This window comes from Streptomyces sp. NPDC050564 (assembly GCF_044457265.1).
Classification (GTDB): Bacteria; Actinomycetota; Actinomycetes; order Streptomycetales; family Streptomycetaceae; genus Streptomyces.
The window spans coordinates 252,551-273,873 of the sequence record NZ_JBITGS010000009.1 but is presented as its reverse complement, the minus strand read 5'-3'; the positions used below and the strand labels follow the sequence as shown (position 1 = coordinate 273,873).

The 21,323-nt window shown below is 68.2% G+C and carries 8 protein-coding genes and 1 pseudogene; 6 read left to right on the top strand and 3 right to left on the bottom strand.

The window, feature by feature from the left end; all coding sequences use genetic code 11:
* The first annotated feature begins 179 nt into the window (after positions 1-179).
* The 5 genes from pglW to ACIBK0_RS17150 all read left to right on the top strand — a co-directional run bounded on the left by pglW (position 180) and on the right by ACIBK0_RS17150 (position 15,831).
* Positions 180-4,883: a BREX system serine/threonine kinase PglW gene (gene pglW / locus ACIBK0_RS17170; protein ID WP_399080353.1), complete on the top strand. Its 4,704-nt coding sequence runs from the start codon at positions 180-182 to the stop codon at positions 4,881-4,883.
* A gap of 63 nt (positions 4,884-4,946) precedes the next feature.
* Positions 4,947-8,723, top strand: coding sequence for a BREX-2 system adenine-specific DNA-methyltransferase PglX (gene pglX / locus ACIBK0_RS17165; RefSeq protein ID WP_399080350.1), 3,777 nt, complete (start codon positions 4,947-4,949; stop codon positions 8,721-8,723).
* Between the two features lie 2 nt (positions 8,724-8,725).
* The gene (locus ACIBK0_RS17160) at positions 8,726-12,619 is read left to right on the top strand and encodes a phage resistance protein (RefSeq protein ID WP_399080349.1); all 3,894 of its coding nucleotides are present in this window, start codon (positions 8,726-8,728) and stop codon (positions 12,617-12,619) included.
* On the top strand, positions 12,619-15,534 hold the full coding sequence (gene pglZ / locus ACIBK0_RS17155) for a BREX-2 system phosphatase PglZ (RefSeq protein WP_399080347.1): 2,916 nt from the start codon (positions 12,619-12,621) through the stop codon (positions 15,532-15,534). The genes ACIBK0_RS17160 and pglZ overlap by 1 nt, the downstream gene beginning before the upstream one ends.
* Before the next feature lie 111 nt (positions 15,535-15,645).
* The gene (locus ACIBK0_RS17150; RefSeq protein ID WP_399080345.1) at positions 15,646-15,831 is read left to right on the top strand and encodes a hypothetical protein; all 186 of its coding nucleotides are present in this window, start codon (positions 15,646-15,648) and stop codon (positions 15,829-15,831) included.
* Between the two features lie 51 nt (positions 15,832-15,882).
* Here the strand turns inward: ACIBK0_RS17150 and aspS are convergent, their stop codons facing one another.
* Together aspS and metG are read right to left on the bottom strand one after the other, a co-directional pair.
* Positions 15,883-17,199, bottom strand: a complete 1,317-nt coding sequence (aspS, locus tag ACIBK0_RS17145) for an aspartate--tRNA(Asn) ligase (protein WP_399080343.1) — start codon at positions 17,197-17,199, stop codon at positions 15,883-15,885.
* A gap of 407 nt (positions 17,200-17,606) precedes the next feature.
* Positions 17,607-19,331, bottom strand: a complete 1,725-nt coding sequence (gene metG, locus ACIBK0_RS17140; protein ID WP_399080341.1) for a methionine--tRNA ligase — start codon at positions 19,329-19,331, stop codon at positions 17,607-17,609.
* 312 nt (positions 19,332-19,643) lie between these two features.
* Here metG and ACIBK0_RS17135 point away from each other — a divergent pair.
* Positions 19,644-19,773, top strand: a pseudogene (locus ACIBK0_RS17135) (NUDIX hydrolase); the annotation flags it as partial.
* A gap of 181 nt (positions 19,774-19,954) precedes the next feature.
* Here the strand turns inward: ACIBK0_RS17135 and serS are convergent.
* Positions 19,955-21,247 (bottom strand): serine--tRNA ligase, encoded by a 1,293-nt coding sequence (gene serS / locus ACIBK0_RS17130; RefSeq protein WP_399080339.1) that lies wholly within the window; start codon positions 21,245-21,247, stop codon positions 19,955-19,957.
* Between the last annotated feature and the right edge of the window lie 76 nt (positions 21,248-21,323).

Sequence of the window (21,323 nt, the reverse complement as noted above, 5' to 3'; positions counted from 1 at the left end):
CGATCACTCGGTTTCCGCTGGTCAGATGCGGCGTCGGCCGAAAGCCAGGTTCGATCCTCCTCCCGGTGTCAGTCCCGCCCTCTAAGATTCCTTCTGCGGGGGCAGCCCCGTGTTCCTGATCGCGGCGGCAGGGTCACGGCAGGCATAAACGTGCGCAGCAGATACAGGCGGGGAGTCGCATGCTGGAAGGTCGGTGGACGACGGTCACCGAGTCCGAGCACGAGCATGAGCGCCGCGGCCTGGAAGCGATCCGCAGGCGTATGCCGGACGAGGAGCCGTGGCGCGCCTGGTCGAACTTCACGTTCACCGCGAACAGCGGTCATGTCCGCGAGATCGATCTTCTGGTGACCGCACCGGCCGGGGTGTTCCTCCTCGAGCTGAAGGACTGGCACGGTTCGGTACACGGCGGCGGCAACGACTGGGTGCAGACCACGCCCGGCGGGACCCAGCGGCGACACGGCAACCCCCTGCACCTGGCGAATCGGAAGGCCAAGGAACTGGCCGGCCTGATCAACGACGTCTCTGGTCGGCCCGGGGACCGGCCGAAGATCTGGGTGGGCGAGGCGGTCTGCTTCACCGATGACAAGCTCCGCGTGAACCTGCCGGCCGCCGATCTGAACGGCGTATTCACGGTCAAGCAGCTCGTGGAAATGCTGGCCGAACCGCCGGGTGACGCCCGGCGCCGGATAACGGCAGAGACGTCTCGCCGCGTCGGCGGGGCCCTGAAGAAGCTCGGCATCGCACCGATCCGCCGCCAGCATGAGGTGGGCTCCTATCTCCTGGACGCGAAGGCGTTCGACTCCGGGCCCACCTGGGCCGACTACCTGGGTCGTCACTCCCAGCTGCATGATCTGGCGCGAGTGCGCGTCTTCCTCAGCGAGCGCGGTGCTTCGGACGCCGAGCGGCGTTCGGTGGAGCAGGCCGCTGCCCGCGAGGCGCTGGTGCTCAGCCGGTTCCGGCACCCGGGTGCGGTACAGCTGAAGAGTTACCTGCCGTCGGGGCATCCGGCTGGGCCGACAATCCTGTTCGACTACCACCCGGAGACTCTGCGGCTGGATGACTTTCTGGTGCAGCACGGGAAGCAGCTGGACCTGCGGGGCCGCCTCGCCCTCGTACGGCAGCTCGCGGAGACGGTGCGCTCCGCGCACTCACGCCGTGTCCATCACCGCACGCTGTCGGCGCACGCGGTGCACATCATTCCGCGTGATCGCGGCCCGCGCGGGCGGGAGCTCAGCGAGGAGCAGCGCTGGCTGAGCCCTTGGCCGCAGATCGCGGACTGGCAGATCGCTACAGGCCAGAGCGCCAGCCGTGGCCGGCCCCTGACCCTGGCTCCTACAAACGTGTCCGGGTTCCACGTCTCGGAGCAGGCTGATCCGTATCTGGCGCCGGAGTTGAGGATTCCGAAGGCCGATCCGGTGCGCCTCGATGTGTACGGGCTCGGTGTCCTCACGTATCTACTGGTCACCGGGCAGGCACCAGGCGCAAGCCAGAGCGAGGTCATGGCCCGCCTGGAAGCCGGTGAGAGCCTGCGCCCGAGTGCCTTGGTCGACGGACTTAACCCGGACATCGACGACCTGGTGGAGGCATCCACCGCGTACGAACCGGGCCGGCGCCTGTCCACGGTCGACGACTTCCTGGAGATGCTGGAGTACGTCGAGCAGGCATTCACCGAAAAGGACTCCGTCGGCCCGGCCGCAGCCGCAGCCGCAGCCGCAGCCGCAGCCGCAGCCGCAGCCGCAGGCACGGGCGGGGACGGCGGGTCGGGATCGGAAACGGACGAGGACCGGGGCGAGCCGGAGAAGGACCCGCTGGAGGCCGTGGCCGGGGATGTACTGGCCGGGCGCTGGGAGGTTGTTCGTCGGCTCGGCACGGGCTCGACCTCTCGGGCGTTCCTGGTGAGGGATCTCGCGGGCGAGCCACGGCGTAGCGGCACCCTGCCGGTGGCTGTGCTGAAGGTCGCGCTGAGCGAGGCCAAGCACGCGGCCCTGGATCGGGAGGCCCAGATCTTGGGCCGTATCCACCGGGATTCCAGCATCATCGCGCTGTACGAGCGGGAGCCGATGACTCTCGCGGGTCGTCGGGTGCTCGCTCTCGAATACGTCGGCGACAGCCGAGAGTTGAAGGACCAGGACCGTGGTGACGGGAAGGGACCGAGGCGGCGTGAGGACACCGTCGCCCGTCAGCTGCGGGACAACGGTCGCCTGGGCATGGACCAGCTGGAGGCGTACGGGAAGTACCTGTTCGGTGCGGTGGAGCACTTGGAGGCGGAAGGAATCTGGCATCGGGACCTGAAGCCGGACAACATTGCAATCCGGATCCGTCCCAACGGCACTCGACAGTTGGTGCTGATCGACTTCTCGCTCGCCGGATACCCGGCGAAGGAGATCGATGCGGGCACCGAGGGCTACCTCGACCCGTTCTTGGGCATCATCACGCGCGGCTCGTACGACGGTCATGCCGAGCGGTACGCGCTCGCGGCGACATTGCACGAGATGGCGTCGAACGAGCTGCCCCGATGGGGTGACGGTGCCGTCACAGCCCGGCAGACCGATCCGAGGGAGTGGCCGTACCCGCAGCTCGCCGCCGACGCCTTCGAACCGGCGGTTCGCGACGGTCTGGTCGCCTTCTTCCGCAAGGCTCTGGCGCGGGACGTGAAGGACCGGTTCTCGGACCTGAAGCCGATGGAGCGTGCCTGGCAGGCACTCTTCCTGGATGCGCAGCGGACAACAGCACCGAGCTCCGGGCACGGTACGGCGGAAAGCGCAGGGACCACGCAGGAAGCCGGGCCCCAGATCGGACGCGAGGACGACGACGCCTCCGCCGAGCAGGTTCGTGACCAGCAGGCGGCCAGGGCCGACCGCACGACGCCTCTGTCCGTGGCAGGTCTGACGCTCTCCGCGCAGTCCCAGCTGTTCGCCATGGGACTGAACACCGTCGGGGACGTACTGGACTACTCGGCGAGGAAGTTCCTCACTGCGCCGGGCATGGGCTCGCGCACCCGGGAGGAGATCCAGCGCCGGCAGAAGGAGTGGAACCTCCGACTCGGCAAAGCGGCCCCCGCACCACTCAGCGCGGAAGCCCGCAAAGCAGCCGGCCAGGAAATCACCGAGCTGGAACAGGCGGTCGCCGAATCGGTCGCCGTCAGCGGCGGAAATGTCACTGACCCGCAGCTGCTGGGCGCGCTGAGCCTGGACGCGCTGGCCGCTCGCCTGGTCCCGAAGCCATCCAGCGGCAGCGCCCGCTCCAACGCCAAGGAACGCGAAGCGGTCCGGCTGCTACTGCGGCTGCCCAACGAGACCGGCAAGCTGCCCGAGGGCCTGGCATGGGTTCGGCAGCGGGACGTCGCCGACGCGGTGGGCCTGACCGCGGGCCGCATCCCGCAGATCGTGAAGAAGGCGCGCGAGCGTTGGCACCACGACACCGCGCTCGGGCTGCTGCGCGAGGACGTGGTGGAACTCCTTGCCGAGCGCGGTCGGGTGGCCCCGGTGATCGAGCTCGCCGACGCGCTGATCGCCCGGCGCGGCACCCAACACGTGGAACGGCGCGACCGGCGCGCGCTCGCCCTGTCGCTGCTGCGTGCGATGGTCGAGCGAGAGAGCTACAACAACGAGGCCCCGCCGCTCTTCCGCTACTTCCACGCCCGAATGCCCAAGGGCGCCGATCCGGTGCTCGGCCTCCTCGCACTTGACGTCCGGGAGGGCGTGGACGGCCCGGACACCCCGACGCTGCCCGCTCTGCAGGAATACGCGCTCAACCTGGGAGCGCGGGCCGACCGACTCGCGGACCTGGAATCTCTGCCGACGGCCAGCACCGTCCTCACCGAGCTGGACGCGGTGCGACGGCCGCCGGGAAACCTGGGCTGGGATGAGCGGCGTACCGCCGAGATCGCGGTGGCAGCCTCCACCCGAGCTGCCCTCACCCCCCGACTGGAGATCTACCCGCGCGACCTGGACCTGGTGCGCGCGCTGAGGATCACCCAGGCCGGTGTGGTAGCCGTGCAACCCGGCGTCGAGGAGGAGCGACTGCCGGGCCTCACGGTTGACGCCCTGCACAAGCGAGTCACGACCCGCTTCCCCGACCTGGGCACAGACCCGCTGGTGCCACGTGAGTTGCCCACGGGCAGCGCACTGGTCCGCTACCTGAAGCAGGCCGGCTTCGAGCTGAAGCTGGCGACGCGCTACGACAAGGTGCTCCGCCTCATCCCGGACCGTCCGGCCGGGGACGCCACCGCCGGCCTGACCTCGGCGAGCTGGGGAGCCTCGGCGGCCCGTCGATCCGCCCCCACCCAGTACGACGCGGACGCGGCCGTCGCCGCCGCGGTCAAGGCCGAACAGCGGCTCACGCACTCGGCGCGACAGGACGGCTTCCGGGTCCTGACCGTGCCCCACCGGGGCGCTGAGAACGCGGTGCGGCACCTGGCGGATGAGCCGTACGGTGTGCGGCCGGTGTCATTGACCGGGCTCTTCGTGAACGAACTGCGCAGTGTGATCGGCGAGGCGGCCAGACCGACCTGGGAGACCGTCCTCAAGGCCGACGCTGCCAAACCCGGAAGCCGGGCTCATCAGCAGCTGCGCATCCGTACAGACAAGGCGTGGGGGCGCATCGAGCCGCAGCTGCGAGAGCGACTGCGGCAGGGGCAGGGACCGCTGCTCCTTACCGACACTGCGGTGCTCGCCCGGTACGACGCGCTGGACCTGCTCGTAAGGCTCGCGGAAGAAGCGCGGCAAGGTGGCAGCCCGCTGTGGCTGCTCGTTGCCCAGTCCGACCCGGCGAAAGCACCGAGGCTGGCCGGGCAGAGCGTGCCGTACCAGGCAGGGTTCGACGAGTGGATCGTCGTGCCTGATGCCTGGGTCGCGCGCAAACACCTCGCGCCGGACGCCTGACCCTCTGCCCCTCCTGAGCCGGCCTTCTTCCGCCCACTCCGATTTCTCCACAGGAGCCGTTCCGTGATCGACCGCAAGAGCCTCCTCGCCGACCTGCAGAAGCAGGTCAAGGCGGCAGAGATCGACCTTGAACAGCAGGTCAAAGCTGTCCCCGAGGTAGGGACCCGGCTGCGCGGTGAGTATGAGCAGGCCCGGAAGCTGGGCCGTACGGCGGCGACGTGGAACGCCTGGCTCGGGGAGCGGATCACCCAGGTTGCGGTGGCCTGGGTGCTCGGCACCGTCTTCGTCCGCTTCAGCGAGGACAACCGGCTGATCGCTGAGCCGTACATCACCGCCCCGGATGTGGCTGGGCGCGAGACCGCGCAGGCGCGGTACGAGGAGTACCTGGAGAAGGACGCCGACCCGACGTACCGAGGCTGGCTGGAGACGGCGTTCGCAGAGTTGGGTGCCGGGCAGGCTGGGCGGCTGCTCTTCGACCGCAACCACAACCCGCTCTACCAGATCCCGCTTTCGCATGACGGGGCGGGCACGCTGCTCGCGTTCTGGCGGGAGCAGCGCGTTGGTGAGGGAGTGCTCGGCGGGGACGGCGACGGCGGTGTCGGTGGCCCTGTACTCGTACACGACTTCAGCGACCAGCTGAGCGAGGACGGCACCGAGGGCTGGGACACACGGTTCCTCGGCGACCTGTACCAGGATCTGAGCGAGGCGGCCCGCAAGACGTACGCACTGTTGCAAACTCCGGAGTTCGTGGAGGAGTTCATCCTCGACCGGACTATGACCCCGGCGGTACGGGAGTTCGGCTTCGAAGAACTGAAGATGATCGATCCGACCTGTGGGTCGGGTCACTTTGTGCTCGGGGCGTTCCGGCGGCTGGTGCGGATGTGGGCGTCGCAGCGACCCGAAGTCGGCCCGTACGAACGGGTGCGGGCGGCATTGGAGTCCGTGCATGGGGTGGACCTCAACCCGTTCGCCGTTGCGGTGGCCCGCTTCCGGCTGCTGGTCGCGGCGATGGCTTCGAGCGGCATGCGGACGTTCGCAGAGGCGCGGCAGTACGAGTGGCCGATTCAGCTCGCGGTGGGTGACTCGCTGCTGCCGACGGAGCACCGGCAGGAGGGACTCTTCGGCGACGAGCAGCTGAGCCTCGGCGACAGTGCGGAATCGGGCGACGCCGAAGACCCGTACTACGCGCTGAGCACGGAGGACGTGTTCGAGTACCCGCAGATCCTGAACCGGGGCCGCTACCACGTGGTCGTGGGGAATCCTCCGTACATCACAGTCAAGGACAAAACACTTAACGAGCTGTATCGCAAGGTGTACAGCGCGTGCGCGGGTACGTACGCGCTGTCGGTCCCATTCGCGCAGCGCTTCTTCGAGCTTGCGGTTCGAGGCGAGGAGAAGTCCGGGCTCGGCTACGGCATGGTCGGCCAGATCACGGCGAACTCGTTCATGAAGAGGGAGTTCGGGGCGAGGCTGATCGAGAGCTTCTTCCGGGATCAGGTCGAACTGACTGAGGTCATCGACACCTCGGGGGCGTACATCCCGGGGCATGGGACCCCGACGGTCATCCTTGTCGGCCGCCCGCTGGATTACACGGGCGCTCGCCGGGCCACCGTCCGCACCGTCCGGAGCGTCCAGGGGGAGCCAGCGGCTCCGGAGAAGGCGGAGGATGGACTCGTCTGGCGGGCTATCACTCAACAGGTCGACTCCCCGGGCTCCGAGACCGAATGGATCAGCGTTCGCGACACGCGACGTGACGACCTGTCAAGGCATCCATGGAGTCTGACAGGCGGTGCCGCACCAGACATCCTGAAGATCGTCGAAAGCACGGGAACGCGGCTGCGAACTGCGTCACAAGAACTCGGCCTGTCTATCGTTACTGGCGAAGACAACGCGTTCGGCTCGGTGAACACTGCTGCCGCCCGCCAGCGAGGTGCTAGGCCCACCGCTGTCGTCAATGGCGATGAGGTACGGGATTGGGGACTCGCTGGCGCGACCTGGCTCACGAGCCCGTACGACCAAGATATGAAGCTCCTCGAAGGTGCAGAGAATGAGGACTTGCTGCGCTTCATGTGGCCACTGCGTCACGTACTGGAACTTCGCAAGCGCTTCAGTATCACGATGCTCGACAGGGGAATTCCTTGGATTTCATGGCGTGAGGTTTACGACTCCCGTGTCAAGGCGCAAATGTTGATCGTTTACGCAAAAATTGCGACGCACAACCACTTCTATCTCCAGGCCGGCCAGCTCCCCGTGAAGGACTCGGCGCAGGTTATCAAGCTCCGTGAGGGTGCCACAGCGGAAGAGCATCTGATGCTGCTTGGATTGCTCAACAGCTCCACGGCCGGATTCTGGCTCAAGATGGTTAGCCATGCCAAGGGAGGAAGTGGCCTAGGGCGTGGAATCCAGAGCGAAGGGTGGGAGGAACGCTACGAGTTCACGGGAACTAAGCTGGAAGAATTCCCCCTCCCTGCCGAGTACCCCACTGCTCTCGCGACTGAGCTCGATTCCCTCGCCCAGCAGCTTTCTGAGGAAATCCCTGCGGCCCTCGCAGCAAGCGTCGTCCCCACCGCTGCCGCCCTTCGCGAAGCCCAGAATCGCTACGACGCGACGCGCGCTCGCATGATCGCCCTCCAAGAGGAACTCGACTGGCAGGTCTACTCCCTCTACAACCTGCACTCCGACGACCTACGTCTGCCCGACAGTTCCGCCGTCCCAGAACTCGCCCTGGGCCAGCGCGCCTTCGAGATCGTGCTCGCACGCCGCGTCGCCGCCGCAGCAGCTGGCGACGAGTGGTTCAAGCGGCACGGGTCCACCCCCATCACCGAGATCCCCACGCACTGGCCCGCCGACTACCAGGCGCTCGTGCAGAGGCGGATCGACGTCATCGAGTCGAACCGCGCTATCGGCATGGTGGAGCGCCCGGAGTACAAGCGGCGTTGGGCCACCGAGGGCTGGGATGCGATGCGGCAGAAGGCGCTGAAGTCCTGGCTGCTCGACCGAGTCGAGGACCGCGCACACTGGTTCGACGCCAGCGGCAATCCCACCGTCACTACCCTCGCCCGTCTCGCCGAAAGCCTGTCAGCCGACGAGGACTTCACGTCCGTAGCTGAGCTGTACGCGCCGCGGCAGGACCTCGCGAAGACCGTACGCGAGCTGCTGTCCGAGGAGCACGTGCCGTTCGTCTCCGCGCTGCGGTACAAGCCGACCGGGCTGAAGAAGCGCGCCGACTGGGAGTATGTGTGGGAGAAGCAGCGTGAGGTGGACGCCGCTCCTGACGAGCCCACCAAGCGGCAGATCCGCAAGGACACGCCCGTGCCGCCGAAGTACACCTCGGCGGATTTCCTGAAGCCGGGCTACTGGCGTGCGCGCGGCAAGCTCGATGTGCCCAAGGAGCGGTTTGTTTCGTACGGCACGGTCAACGCACAGTCTCCGGAGCTTTACGGGTGGGCCGGCTGGGACCACTTGGAGCAGGCTCTCGCCCTCGCCTCCCACATCCAGCAGGCCGGGCTCGGCGACGACGAGATCATGCCGTACCTGGCCGGGCTGCTTGAGCTGCAGCCCTGGCTGGAGCAGTGGTACGGCGAATACGACCCGGAGTTTGGTGCGTCGCCGGCTGCCGAGATCCTGGCGTTCAGGCAGCAGAAGCAGGGCGAACTCGGGCTGACCGACGACGCGCTGCGGGCCTGGCGCCCGGAGGCAGCTACCCGCGGAAGCGCGAAGAAGACAGCCGCGCCCAAGAAGCGAACGGGCGCGAGGGCCGCCGTCCAGATGTCCGTCACGGACAACGTCACCGATGCCGCCACCGGCGCAGAGTCCGACCGAGCAGGGCGAGGAGCTTAACCATGGCGTTCATGAGCAGGAACAACTCTCGCTCCGAGGACCAGCCGCTTCTGCGGGAGCTGATCGACATCCCGGAGTCGGTGTCCACCTCCGACTTCGTGCTGAAGCTGAACGAGGCGGTCACCCCCGAGGGGGTTGAGGCGGCCCTGAAGGACTATGTCGTCACCGACCGGCTGCTGAGTAACTTCGACGAGGCCCTGGACCTGATCAAGTCGGCGCTCGACAGTCACTCGTCGAAGGCGGCATATCTGCACGGTTCGTTTGGTTCCGGTAAGTCGCACTTCATGGCGGTGCTTTACGCGCTGCTCTCGCGTAACCAGGCGGCTCGGAACCGTAGCGAGCTCGATCCGGTGCGGGCCCGGCACTCCTGGCTGGATGCGGACGACCGCAAGTTCCTGCTGGTGCCGTACCACATGCTCGGCTCCAAGTCTTTGGAGCAGCGGGTGCTCGGCAAGTACGTGGAGCACGTACGCGAGCTGCATGAGGATTGCCCGCTGCCGCAGGTCTACCGGACCGACGGGATCTTCGAGGATTTTGCCGAGCAGCGCCGCCGCAACGGCGACGACTGGGTGATCGCGCAGCTCGCCGATGCCGGTGGCCAGGAGGACGAGTGGGGTGATTCTTTCACCTGGACCAGTAGCCTTCTCGACGAGGCCATGGACGCGGTGGAGGAGCACGAGAACACCAAGAGCCTCGATCTAGACAATCCCTCCACGCCGAGGGAATTGCGTGCCCGCCTCGTCCAGGACCTCACAAGAACGCTGTTCCCCGCCTTCGCGCGCAATGCTTCCGAGGATGCCAGCGGTTTCATCTCTCTCGACAGGGGCCTCAGCGTCATCGCGGCGCACGCCAAGGCGCTGGGCTACGACGGGCTCATCCTGTTCATGGATGAGCTGATCCTGTGGCTGGCCACTCTCATCCACGACCAGAAGGCGCTGGGCAGGGAATCCAGCAAGGTTACGAACTTCGTGGAGGGCGGTGACGAGCGGCGTGCCATTCCGGTGGTGTCGTTCATCGCCCGTCAGCGCGATCTGCGTGAGTTGGTCGGTGAGGAGATGTCGGGTGCCGCCGAGGCGGCAGTGCAGGACACCTTGAAGCTCAACGGCGGGCGTTACGACGAGATCGTCCTGGAGGACCGCAACCTTCCTCAGATCGCGCAGGCTCGCCTGCTCAAGCCCGTGCCGGGTGCCGAGGCGAAGGTGGACGCGGCGTTCGCCGAGGCCAAGAAGCTCGGCCCGGACGTGTGGGACACCCTGCTGGGTCACGACAAGTCCACCACCGGCGCGGACGAGGACGCTTTTAGGCGGACGTACCCGTTCCCGCCGGCGTTTATGGACACCCTGGTGCACATCTCTGCCGCGCTGCAGCGCTCCCGCACCGGCCTGAAGCTGATGAGCCAGCTGCTCGTCGACCACCGTGACGACTGGCGGCTCGGACAGCTCGTGCCGCTCGGCGACTTGTATCCGGCGATCGCGGGTGGCGGCGACAAGGCGTTCAGCGGGGAGACCAACGTCCACTTCGAGGCTGCCGACAAGCTGTACCGGGACAAGCTGCGCCCGTACCTGCTGAAGACCAACCAGGTCACCGAGGACCAGGTCGAGGCGTACCGACGCTCTCCCGAGAGCCTGGGCGACCCGCAGCTCGCGGCCCGTTGCCGCGACTTCACCGGGGACAACCGGCTCCTACAGACCCTGCTGCTGTCGGCGCTCGCGCCCAGTGTGCCCGCGCTTGCCGACCTCACGTTGGCGCGGCTGCACGCCCTCAACCACGGTTCTATTACCACCCGCATCGCGGGCACCGAGGTCGGCCGGCTTGCGCAGAAGGTGAAGGAGTGGGCGGCGGCCTTCCCGGAGATCAAGGTCGCCGGTACCGGGCCGGGGTCGGTGGTTCGTCTGGAGCTCACCGGCGTCGACCTGGACGCCGTCCTCGCCAACGCACAGGTTCACAACAACCTGGGCAACCGGCGTGCCAAGATGCGCAGGCTGCTCAAGGACGCGCTCGGGGTTGGCGACGGGCCCGGCGGCTTTGACGCATACGACGTGCTCGACCTTGTGTGGAAGGGCACGGAACGACAGATTGAGGTGGTCTTTGGCCACGTCGCCGACGTCGACTCGCTGTCCGAGGCGACCTTGCGGCCCAGCCAGGACGACGCCTGGCGGCTCGTCGTCGATTTCCCGTACGACGAGGGCGAGTTCGGTCCGATGGACGACCTGCAGCGGCTGCGTGCCCTGCGGGAGAAGGCGGGCGGCGACTCGCGCACCCTGGCCTGGCTGCCCACACACCTGACGGACGCCTCGCGCAGTGACTTCGAGCGTCTCGTCGTCATCGACAAGGCCCTCGCCGACGAGGCTCGCTTCGACTCCGAATTTGCGCGCAGTCTCAACGCTGACGACAAGGCGCGCGCGAAGAGCATGCTGCAGTCGCAGCGCAACATCCTCACCGAGCGGGTCACCCAGGCGCTGCGGCAGGCGTACGGGCTCGCGCAAAAGCAGGAAGGGGTCGTCGACCTCGGCTTCGACACCCACCTGGTAGCCCAGCAGGATGTGCCCGAGCTTCGGCTTCCGCTCGGTGCACCGCTGGACGCCGCCGCCCGCGACCTGGCTGGCAAGCTGCTTGCCCACCAGTACCCCGCCCACCCCGACCTGGACCCCGACGGCACCGGCAAGCCTGTGAAACCTGCCGAGATCAGGACCGTCTTCGAGTACGTGCGCAAGGCCGCCGAGGACCGCGACGGACAGGTTGAGGTCGATGGCAAGGACCGCAAGACCATGGCGCGGATCGCGGGCGGCCTCGGCCTCGGCACCATGCGGGAGGCGTACTACCGGCAGTCCACCACCTGGCCTGACCACTTCACCAGCCAGGCCCGCCGGGACGGAACCGCCGAGCCGACTCTGGTCAAGCTCTCCGACTGGAGCGACCTTCCCGAGCCGCGCGGACTGCCCGAGCCGCTTCGCCGGCTGCTCGCCGCCGCCTACGCGGAGATGACCGACCGGGTGTGGGTACGCGGCGGTGTCCCCGTCGAACCGGCGCCCGCACCGCACGAGCTGAAGCGGGACTACGCCCTGCGCGAGCAGGCTCTGCCCAGTGAGGAAGACTGGACCGAGGCGCGCAAGCGGTACGAGACCGTGCTCGGGGACTGCGCGCCGCAACTGCGTCGCGGGCGGATCGTCAACCAGTTCGCCGGACAGATCAAGCAAGCCGCCTCCGCGCTCGCCCAGGACGCAGGACGGCTCGTCGGGGAACTGGAGAAGCACCGTTCCTTCCTGCGCCTCGACGACGACTCGCCCCGCCTCGTCCTCGCCCGGCGGGCGCAGGAGCTGGTGAAGTCGGTGACGGAGGCCGGCATAGACGCCAAGACCGTCGTTGACCGGCTCGCACGCTTCGACCTCGGCGACTTCACCGCACACCGCTACGCCATGTCCCTCAAGGGCGCGGCGAAGGTCGCGGCCGCGCTGCAGAACACCAGCTGGGACCAGCTGGGCCTGGCCGACACCCTCGGTGTGGACGGCGCGGCCGTCCTGGAGCGGGTGCGAGATGCCGCCACCGGCGATCCGGGGGACTACCCCGACCTGCCGGGCGTGTTGCAGGCCAGTGGCCGGGAGGTGCTCTCCCTGCTGAGGTCCCGACAGACCACAGGCGAGCGGCCCCAAACCCCCACCACCCCGTCGCCGAGCTCGGACGACGTGGACCTGATCGGCGGCTCCGCCCACCCACAGGTGCTGCCGGAGCCGGTGGCGCAGCCGGGGCCCCGCACGCCGTCTCGGTCCGTGGCCCGCTCCGGCGGCGGGCGGACCACCGCCGCGCGGGCCGCCGCCGAGCTGCAGGCGGAGATCGCGGCGCTCGCGGCCGAGAACCCCAACGCCACCGTCGAGGTCGTCTGGAAGGTTGTCGACTGATGACCGACACCGTCACCACAGCGCCGGCGTCCGCCGGTCTCGCCCGGCTGCCGGCGGGAACCGTCCGCCAGTATCTCGCTGCCCGCAGCCGGCTCGGCGACGGCACGGTCCGCGTCCTGTTGCTGCGGGCCGATCCGGCCTGGGACGGGCCCGCCGTGCAACAGACAGCGGGCGGGCTGCGGGCTCGCGTGGCCGTGGGGCCCTCGGTATTGGCCGTACACGAGCAGATCCTGGGCCACCTCGACGCGGCAACTCCCCCCGACCCCAAGGTCCTGGTCGTCCTCACCGACTGCGAGGACACCGACCTCGACCCCGGGCTGCTCGCCCGTGTCTACGGCGGCGGGATCCGGTCCGTCGACAACTGGGAGGTCGTGCAGGAGGCGTTCGACGCACGCGGTCTCGACGGGCGACTGCGCAGCGAGACCTGGGCGGCCGAAGCGCTCCTGGACGCGGCAGCCACCCGCGGCTGGCCATCGTTGGGTAAGGGAGTGCTCTCCCGAGACGAGGCACTCACTCGGCTGGCCAGGCGCCGTCTCAGGATCGGGCGTCACGACACGGATGCGCTGGGCGGGCCGGCCGCACACGACGACGGAGACCGCATCGACCCCGTCGCATTGTTCCGATGGACTCTCACCCCTGGCGGCCCCGACCTCCTGCGCGATCTGCGCGGACCGGAACGGGCTGGCTTGGCCCATTTCCTCGCCGAACCCGAACAGGGCGGCTCCACCGGAAAGATCATCACCGCTCTGGTGAACGCCGAACACGGGGCAGATGCAGCTGCCTACGCGGTCGTCTGCGCCGCCTTGTGGGGGCACGCGGAGGCCGATCACGACTTGTACCGGGCGCGAGGGCGCGCCGAGCGGTGGCTCGGCGAACAGCCTCCCGCCCAGGGCGACGACCTCGACAGACTTCTGGCCTCCTTCGGATCCAGCGGCGAGGCGTTCGTCCGCGGTCTTGTCGACCGAGGCGAGCACCGGCTCGCTGACCCGGTCCTGACGCGGGCCGCACAGCTCGTGGCACAGTTCGGGGCACAGGCTGCCGCGACTGCCAGCCCGCTGCTCTCGGCCGGACTCGATGCCCGCTTCACTGCGGCTGGTCGTGCCCTCGCCGACGGCGACACCGACACGATCACTGCTGCCGTCACCGCGCTGGCCGACCATGCTCTGGCTGCCGACGGCGCCACCCGGGCGCGAATCGAGCGGGTGAGGATGGCGGCGCGGTTGCGGAGCTGGCTTGCCAGCTCGCCTGAGGCCGATATCGCCTCGGTCGCTGACGGCACCGCCCGCCAGATCTACGAACTCGGCTGGGTGGACCGAGCCTTGGAACACCTCGAAGCGGGCGGCGACCCGGACAACGTACTCGCCGACGCGTACAGCCGGATCGGCGCGCAGGCGCGGGACAAGCGCCGCGAGCTGGACCGTGCATTCTCCGAGCGGCTCGCAGTGTGGACCGCGGGTGGCACCGCTCCTGGCGCCATGCTCACCGTGGAGAGCTTGCTGGACCGCGTTGTCGCACCCGTCGTGGCCAGCCCCGGCCGACGGGTCCTGCTCCTGCTCGTGGATGGGATGAGCGCGGCGATAGCTGCGGAACTTGGCGAAGAACTCCGGGGACAATGGGCGGAGTTCGACCCGCTGCCCACTGCGGCCGGAGCACCTGTCCGGCGCGCCGTGGCTGCCGCGCTGCCCACCCTGACGGCCGTATCCCGGACCTCGTTGTTCGCGGGCACCCTGATGAAGGGCGACCAGAGCGACGAGAAGCGGCTCTTCCCTCAGCACTCCTGCTGGAACGGGGCTCCGGCGGTCGTATTCCACAAGGATGACCTGCGCGGCCCCGACACCGGCTCGCCGTTCTCCACCGCCCTCACCGAAGCCCTCGCCGACGAGCGCACCCATGTCGCGGTCGTACTCAACACGGTCGACGACCGCCTCGGCAAGGAGCAGAAACTCGGCGACGGGGCGTGGCAGGCCAAGGAGATCGGCGGTCTGGAACCGTTGCTGCGGGCTGCCCGTGCGCACGGCATGACCGTGCTGCTCACCTCCGACCACGGCCATGTAGTCGAGCGGCGCGGCACCAAGCTCGACGCAGCCGGCGGCACGATCGGCTCGGCCCGCCACCGCACTCCTGGTGGACCCGTCGCCCCGGCCGAGATCGAGCTGTCCGGACCTCGGGTGGTCTGGCCGGAGCCCGGATCGCGGATCGTCGCGCTACGGGACCACGACACCCGGTACACCGCGCTCAAGGCGGGCTATCACGGCGGGGTGACCCTCGCCGAGTTCACCATCCCGCTCCTCGCCCTCCTTCCCTTCGGCGCTGAGCCGCCGATCGGGTGGCGGGAGCTGGGCGACCCGACACCCTCCTGGTGGACGGAGGACGCCGAGGGCGGTGTCGTCGTCGAGGCCGGCGCCAAGAACGAAGCGGGCACAGGTGGCGTGTCCGATGCCGCCGTGGCGAGCCCGCGCCGCAAGCAGAACAGGAAGGCTGCCCCGCCCGCGCCCGAGGGCGTCATCAGCCTGTTCGGCGAAGAGGAGGTGGCTCCCCCCGTACCGCAGGAACCCGCCGAGTCGGCGGCCGAGCCCGAGACCGCACCCACCTCCAACCAGTCCGAAGACCCTGCTGTTGCCCTGGTCGAGCGGCTCATGGCCACCGAGCTGTACCAGGCACAGCTGGAACTGCTCGCACGCAAGTCACTGGCCAAAGCCGCCCCGCAAGCCTTGGCCGCGCTCGTCGAGGCCGGCACCCTGCCTATGACCGCCCTGGCCGAACGCGCCGGCCAACCCGCCACCCGGGCCCGCGGCTTCGCCACGACCCTGGCCCAGCTCCTCAACTACGACGGGGCCCAGATCCTGGAGATCCTTCCCGACAACCGCACCCTGCGCCTACACCGCGCCAAGCTCATCGAGCAGTTCGGGCTGTGAACCGGCACACTGCGGCCGCGACGGGCGGGCCGGACTTCCGGTCCGCCCGCTCTGCGCCTCCTCGCCAACGATGGCGTGCATGTCGGCTGCAACCTGACAAGGCGACATGATGTGGAGCCCGCGCTGACGCAGCACTGGGTGACCACCGAGTCCCCGCTCGCGGTGAGCGTCGCGCTCTCCCACGGAGCCCTCTGCCACCAGGGCCGCTTCTCAGAACGCGAACTGGCACTGTGCGCCTACTGGGACAAGCATCCAGCTGAAGCATGGACGCACGGCCTTCGCAACATCAGCATCTGACCAGGCGGGGCCGCCACCGTGACACAGGTGGCCGCCCCCGCCTCTTCATACTTAGGGAGTAAGCCGGTTGGGCCCGCGGAACAAGAAGGTGGCCTCTCGGATCGAGTCGAGGCCGAGCAACACCATCAGCACCCGCCCCAGGCCCATACCCAAACCGCCGTGCGGAGGACACCCGAACCGGAAGCAGTTCAGGTAGTCCTGCATCGGTTCAGTGTTCATGCCCTTCTCTGCGGCCTGCTTGAGCAGCACGTCGTAGCGGTGCTCGCGCTGAGCTCCGGTGGTGACCTCCAACCCCTTCCACAACAGGTCGAAGCTGAGCGTCACGCTCCAGTCGTCCGCAGGCCGCATGTGGTAGAAGGGCCGGATGCCTGTCGGATAGTGGGTGATGAACACCCACTCGTGCCCGCTCTGCTCCTTGATGTGAGCGGAGATCCGACGCTCGCCCTCCGGGTCCAGGTCCTCCTTGATGCGCTCCGGGTCCCAGCCCTTGGCGCGGAGAATCTCCTGGGCCTCGGCCATCGTGATTCGCGGGAACGGTGTCGTAGGAACCGTAACCTCGACACCGAACGTTTCCCGGATTGCTCCACCGTGGGCAGCGGCGACCTTCGTGATGGCATGGGTGAGCATCTGCTCCTCGAACGCCATCACGTCCTCGACGCTGTCGATCCATGCCAGCTCCACGTCCACACCGGTGAACTCGGTGGCGTGCCGGGAAGTGAACGACGGCTCGGCCCGGAACACGGGTCCGATCTCGAAGACCCTGTCGATGCCGGCCGCGATCGCCATCTGCTTGTAGAACTGCGGCGACTGCGCCAGATAGGCGGAGCGGTCGAAGTACCCGAGCTTGAACACCTCGGCGCCGGACTCCGAGGCGGTGCCCATCAGCTTCGGGGTGTGCATCTCGGTGCAGCCCTGCGCGTACGCGTACTCGCGCATCGCCTGCTCGAGGGTGGTCTGCACGGCGAACAGCAGCTGGGCGGTCGGGCGGCGGCGGACGTCGAGGAACCGCCAGTCGAGGCGCTGCTCGACTCCGGTGTGCTCGTCAATCGGCAGAGGCGTCTCTGCTCGGTTGAGGACCTCGATCGACTCCGGGACGATCTCCAGGCCGCCGAGCTTGACGACTGGGTTGTCAACCACGCGGCCGATGATACGGACGGCGGATTCGGTGGTCAGGTCCTCCAGCTGCTGTTCCAGCTCGCTGTCGTCGCGCTTGTGAGTCACCTGGGCGGTTCCGGTGTGGTCCCTCACGAGGACGAACTGCATCTTGCGCTGAAGGCGGAGCGTGTTCACCCAGCCTGAGACCGAAACGGTTTCGCCGACGTGTTCTCGCAGGCCAGAGACCAGTACGCGGCTAGTGGTGTGGATCATCGCAGCCCTCCCAGGGGCGTCGTCATGATCCCTTGGGAGCGTGGGCGAGAAGGGTACTCGCGGTGCCACCACGCCTTTGCCACCGCCGGACAGCGGCAGCCTCATTCATGCCCGATGACGGGGGCCGGCCGGCGGGGCATAGGACCACAGGGTCGTTCCTCCCCGCGCTCAGGAGGGTCTTCACCTCGGGGCACGAGACTGCCTTCACAGCTACCGGCAGCTCTCTCGGCTCGTGTGGTCCCGCGGCTACTCGTCTCCATCAACGCGTTGCAATAGAGGCTAGAGCGGCAGATGTGATCAAGGCAATCACATTGCCGCTTTAGGGGGTCACCCGAAGAATGGGGTCGGGTGTCGTACAGCCCGCACCGCTCGTTGAAGAACGGACGGTACGGGCTCGGGAGACACGGTCAGGCTTCCGGGGTGCCGCCGAAGCGCTCGCGGTAGGACTCCAGGTCCTCCTCCGTGATCTTCGCGAAGAGCACCGGCGGCACCGTGAAGGCGGTGCCGGCCGGGATGGTGTCCAGGGACTTGGCCTGCTCCGCCCTCAACCAGGTCGCGGTGTCGTTCTCCAGCGCGAAGGCCCCGCGCATGGCGGCCGACGAGGTCGGGATGAACGGCTCGGAGACGACCGCGTACAGGTGGATCAGGTTCATCGCGGTACGGAGCGTCAGCGCGGCGCCGTCGGCGTCGGTCTTGATCTCCAGCCACGGGGCCTTCTCCTCCAGGTAGGAGTTGCCCGCGGACCACAGCGCACGCAGGGCAGCGGCGGCCTTGCGGAACTGCAGGGCCTCCATCTGCTCCTCGTACTCGCCGAGCAGCCGTGCGATCTCCTCACCCAGCTTCGCCTCCGCCTCGCCGGCGGCGTGCCCGGCCGGGACCTCGTCGCCGAACCGCTTGCGGGAGAACGACAGCACGCGGTTGACGAAGTTGCCAAGGGTGTCCGCCAGGTCCTTGTTCACCGTGGCGGTGAAGTGCTCCCACGTGAAGGAGGAGTCGTCCGACTCGGGGGCGTTGGCGATCAGGAAGTAGCGCCAGTAGTCGCCGGGCAGGATCCCCAGGGCAGCGTCGGTGAAGACGCCGCGCTTCTGGGAGGTGGAGAACTTGCCGCCGTAGTACGTCAGCCAGTTGAAGCCCTTGACGACGTCGACCTTCTTCCAGGGCTCGCGCACGCCGAGCTCGGTGGCCGGGAACATCACCGTGTGGAAGGGGACGTTGTCCTTCGCCATGAACTGGGTGTAGCGGACGGTGTCGTCGGCCTCGTACCACCACGACTTCCAGTCGCGGGCCTCCCCGTCGGTGGAGGCGTCCGCCCACTCCTTCGTCGCGCCGATGTACTCGATCGGGGCGTCGAACCAGACGTAGAAGACCTTGCCCTCGGCCGCGAGCTCCGGCCAGGTGTCAGCCGGGACGGGCACACCCCAGTCCAGATCGCGGGTGATGGCCCGGTCGTTCAGGCCCTCGGTCAGCCACTTGCGGGCGATGGACGTGGACAGGTGCGGCCACTCGGCGCTGACGGTGGCGATCCACTCCTCGACCTCGTGCTGGAGCCTGGACTGCAGCAGGAAGAGGTGCTTGGTCTCGCGGACCTCCAGGTCCGTGGAACCGCTGATCGCCGAGCGCGGGTCGATCAGGTCGGTCGGGTCCAGGACGCGCGTGCAGTTCTCACACTGGTCGCCACGGGCCTTGTCGTAGCCGCAGTGCGGGCAGGCGCCCTCGACGTACCGGTCCGGCAGGAAGCGGCCGTCGACCGGCGAGTACACCTGGCGGATCGCCCGCTCTTCGATGAAGCCGTTCTCGTTCAGCTTCCGGGCGAAGTGCTGGGTGATCTCGACGTTCTGCTGCGAGGAGCTGCGCCCGAAGTAGTCGAAGGCGAGCTCGAAGCCGTCGTACACGGCCTTCTGCGCGTCGTGCGCCTGCGCGCAGAACTCGGCGACCGTCAGACCGGCCTCCTTGGCGGCCAGCTCGGCCGGCGTGCCGTGCTCGTCGGTGGCGCAGATGTAGAGGACGTCATGGCCGCGCTGGCGGAGGTACCGGGAGTACACATCCGCCGGAAGCATCGACCCGACCATGTTGCCCAGGTGCTTGATCCCGTTGATGTAGGGAAGCGCGCTGGTTACCAGGTGTCGAGCCATCCTCGGATGCTCCATTTCGTACGTACGGCGCCGGTGGCGCTGCCACGGCGGGCCCAGGTCGGGAGGCTTGCAAACGACGCGGACCACGCAGGTCGCGGGGGAGCGTCACACGCCGTGACGGATCGTGGTTGCAGGCCGCCGCCATCGTATCGAAGGCGCTGGAACCCTTCGCGGTGATTTGAGCGCCGGCCAGAACGGCCGAAAGTGCTCGGCCGTGCGGGGCAGGCGGCCAAGCGAGTCCCGTACGGCCGAGGCACCCCTCATTCTAGGGCCGGGGGCTGCCGTGGAGTCGCCGCCGAAGCCCGACGCAATGAGACCGGCATCATCGCCGAGATCACCGGCTTCCTCAGCGTCTACACCAACCCGAACCGCATCGTCGCCCTACACCGACGGCGAGATCCGCCCGCAGTACGAGAACACCTACATTGGCCGTCCCGTCGGCGCCGCAGCACCTGCGGTGATACTGCGGGCTGTGCACAAGCGGCGGTGGAATGAGGCGGGGCCAGCCCAGCCGTTCCAGCGAATACGACTTCGCTTGCTCCCCGGTGATCCACACTGTTGGTTCAGCGAGATGCCCCGTGTGAAGGCGTAGCTACAAGCGAAGTCGCAGACGCCGCGTAACGCTATGCCTCCGGTGTTCCGTCCGCCGAGATGCGGCGGAAGCCGAGGTACGGGAAGAGTGATTCGGGCAGGACGATAGAGCCGTCCTGCTGCTGGCACTGCTCAAGGAGAGCGGCCAGGGTGCGGCCGATGGGGAGGCCGGAGCCGTTGAGGGTGGCGACGAGCTTGGGCTTGCCGTCCTGGCCGCGGGTCCGGATGTTCGCCCGGCGGGCCTGGAAGGTTCCGAAGTTGGAGACCGAGGAGATCTCGCGGTACGTGTTCTGGCTCGGGATCCAGACCTCGAGGTCGTACGTGAGCTGGGCGGAGAAGCCGGTGTCGCCGGCGGGCAGCTTGATGACCCGGTAGGCGAGGCCGAGCTCCTTGAGGCACGCCTCGGCGTGGCCGACCATCTCCTCCAGCTCGGCGTCCGCCGTCTCCTGTTCGACGATCTTGACCATCTCGACCTTGGCGAACTGGTGCTGGCGGATCAGGCCGCGGGTGTCGCGGCCGTACGAGCCGGCCTCGGACCGGAAGCACGGAGTGTGCGCCGTGAACGCGAGCGGCAGCTCGGCGGGCGGGATGATCTCGTCCGCGTAGAGGTTGGTCAGCGGAACCTCGGCCGTCGGGATGAGGAAGAGCTCCCGGTCGACGACACCGGTCTTGAACAGTTCCTCCTCGAACTTCGGCAGCTGGCCGGTGCCGGTCATGGTCTTGCGGGTGACCAGGTAGGGGACCGCGTACTCGATGTACCCGTGTCGGCGGGTGTGGAGGTCGAGGAAGAGCGTGGCCAGGGCGCGCTCCAGGGCGGCGCCGGCGCCGCGGGAGACCGCGAAGCGCGGGCCGGACAGCTTCGTCGCGCGGCCGAAGTCGAGGATGCCGGTTGCCTCTCCGAGATCGACGTGGTCCTTCGGCTCGAACGAGAACGCGGGAGGCGTGCCGACGCGCCGGACCTCAATGGCGAACTCCTCGGAGTCGCCATCAGGCGCGGAGTCGTCCGGCAGGTTCGGGATGCTCAGGAGGAGTTCGCGGAGCTGTGCCTCGATCTCTTCCTGCCCGGCTTCGATGTCGCGGACCTGCTCCTTGATCTCGCGGGCGCGCTCCTTCAGCTTGCTGATGCCACCGCCCTGCTTGGCCGTCTGCTGGACCTCGCTCGCCACTCGCTTGGACTCGGCCCGCAGCTCGTCGGCCGAGCGGATGCTCTGGTTGCGCCGAGACTGGAGGAACTCCAGCTCGGACAGGTCCAGGGAGTAACCGCGACGAGCGAGCCGACGAACCGCTTCGGCACCCAAGGCAATCAGGGCGCGGGCATCATGCATCAGGAAGATCCTTCTGATCCAGCGAGTGATGGGCTACGGGATCGACGGTAGCAACTGCAGAAGTAGCGCCGATCTG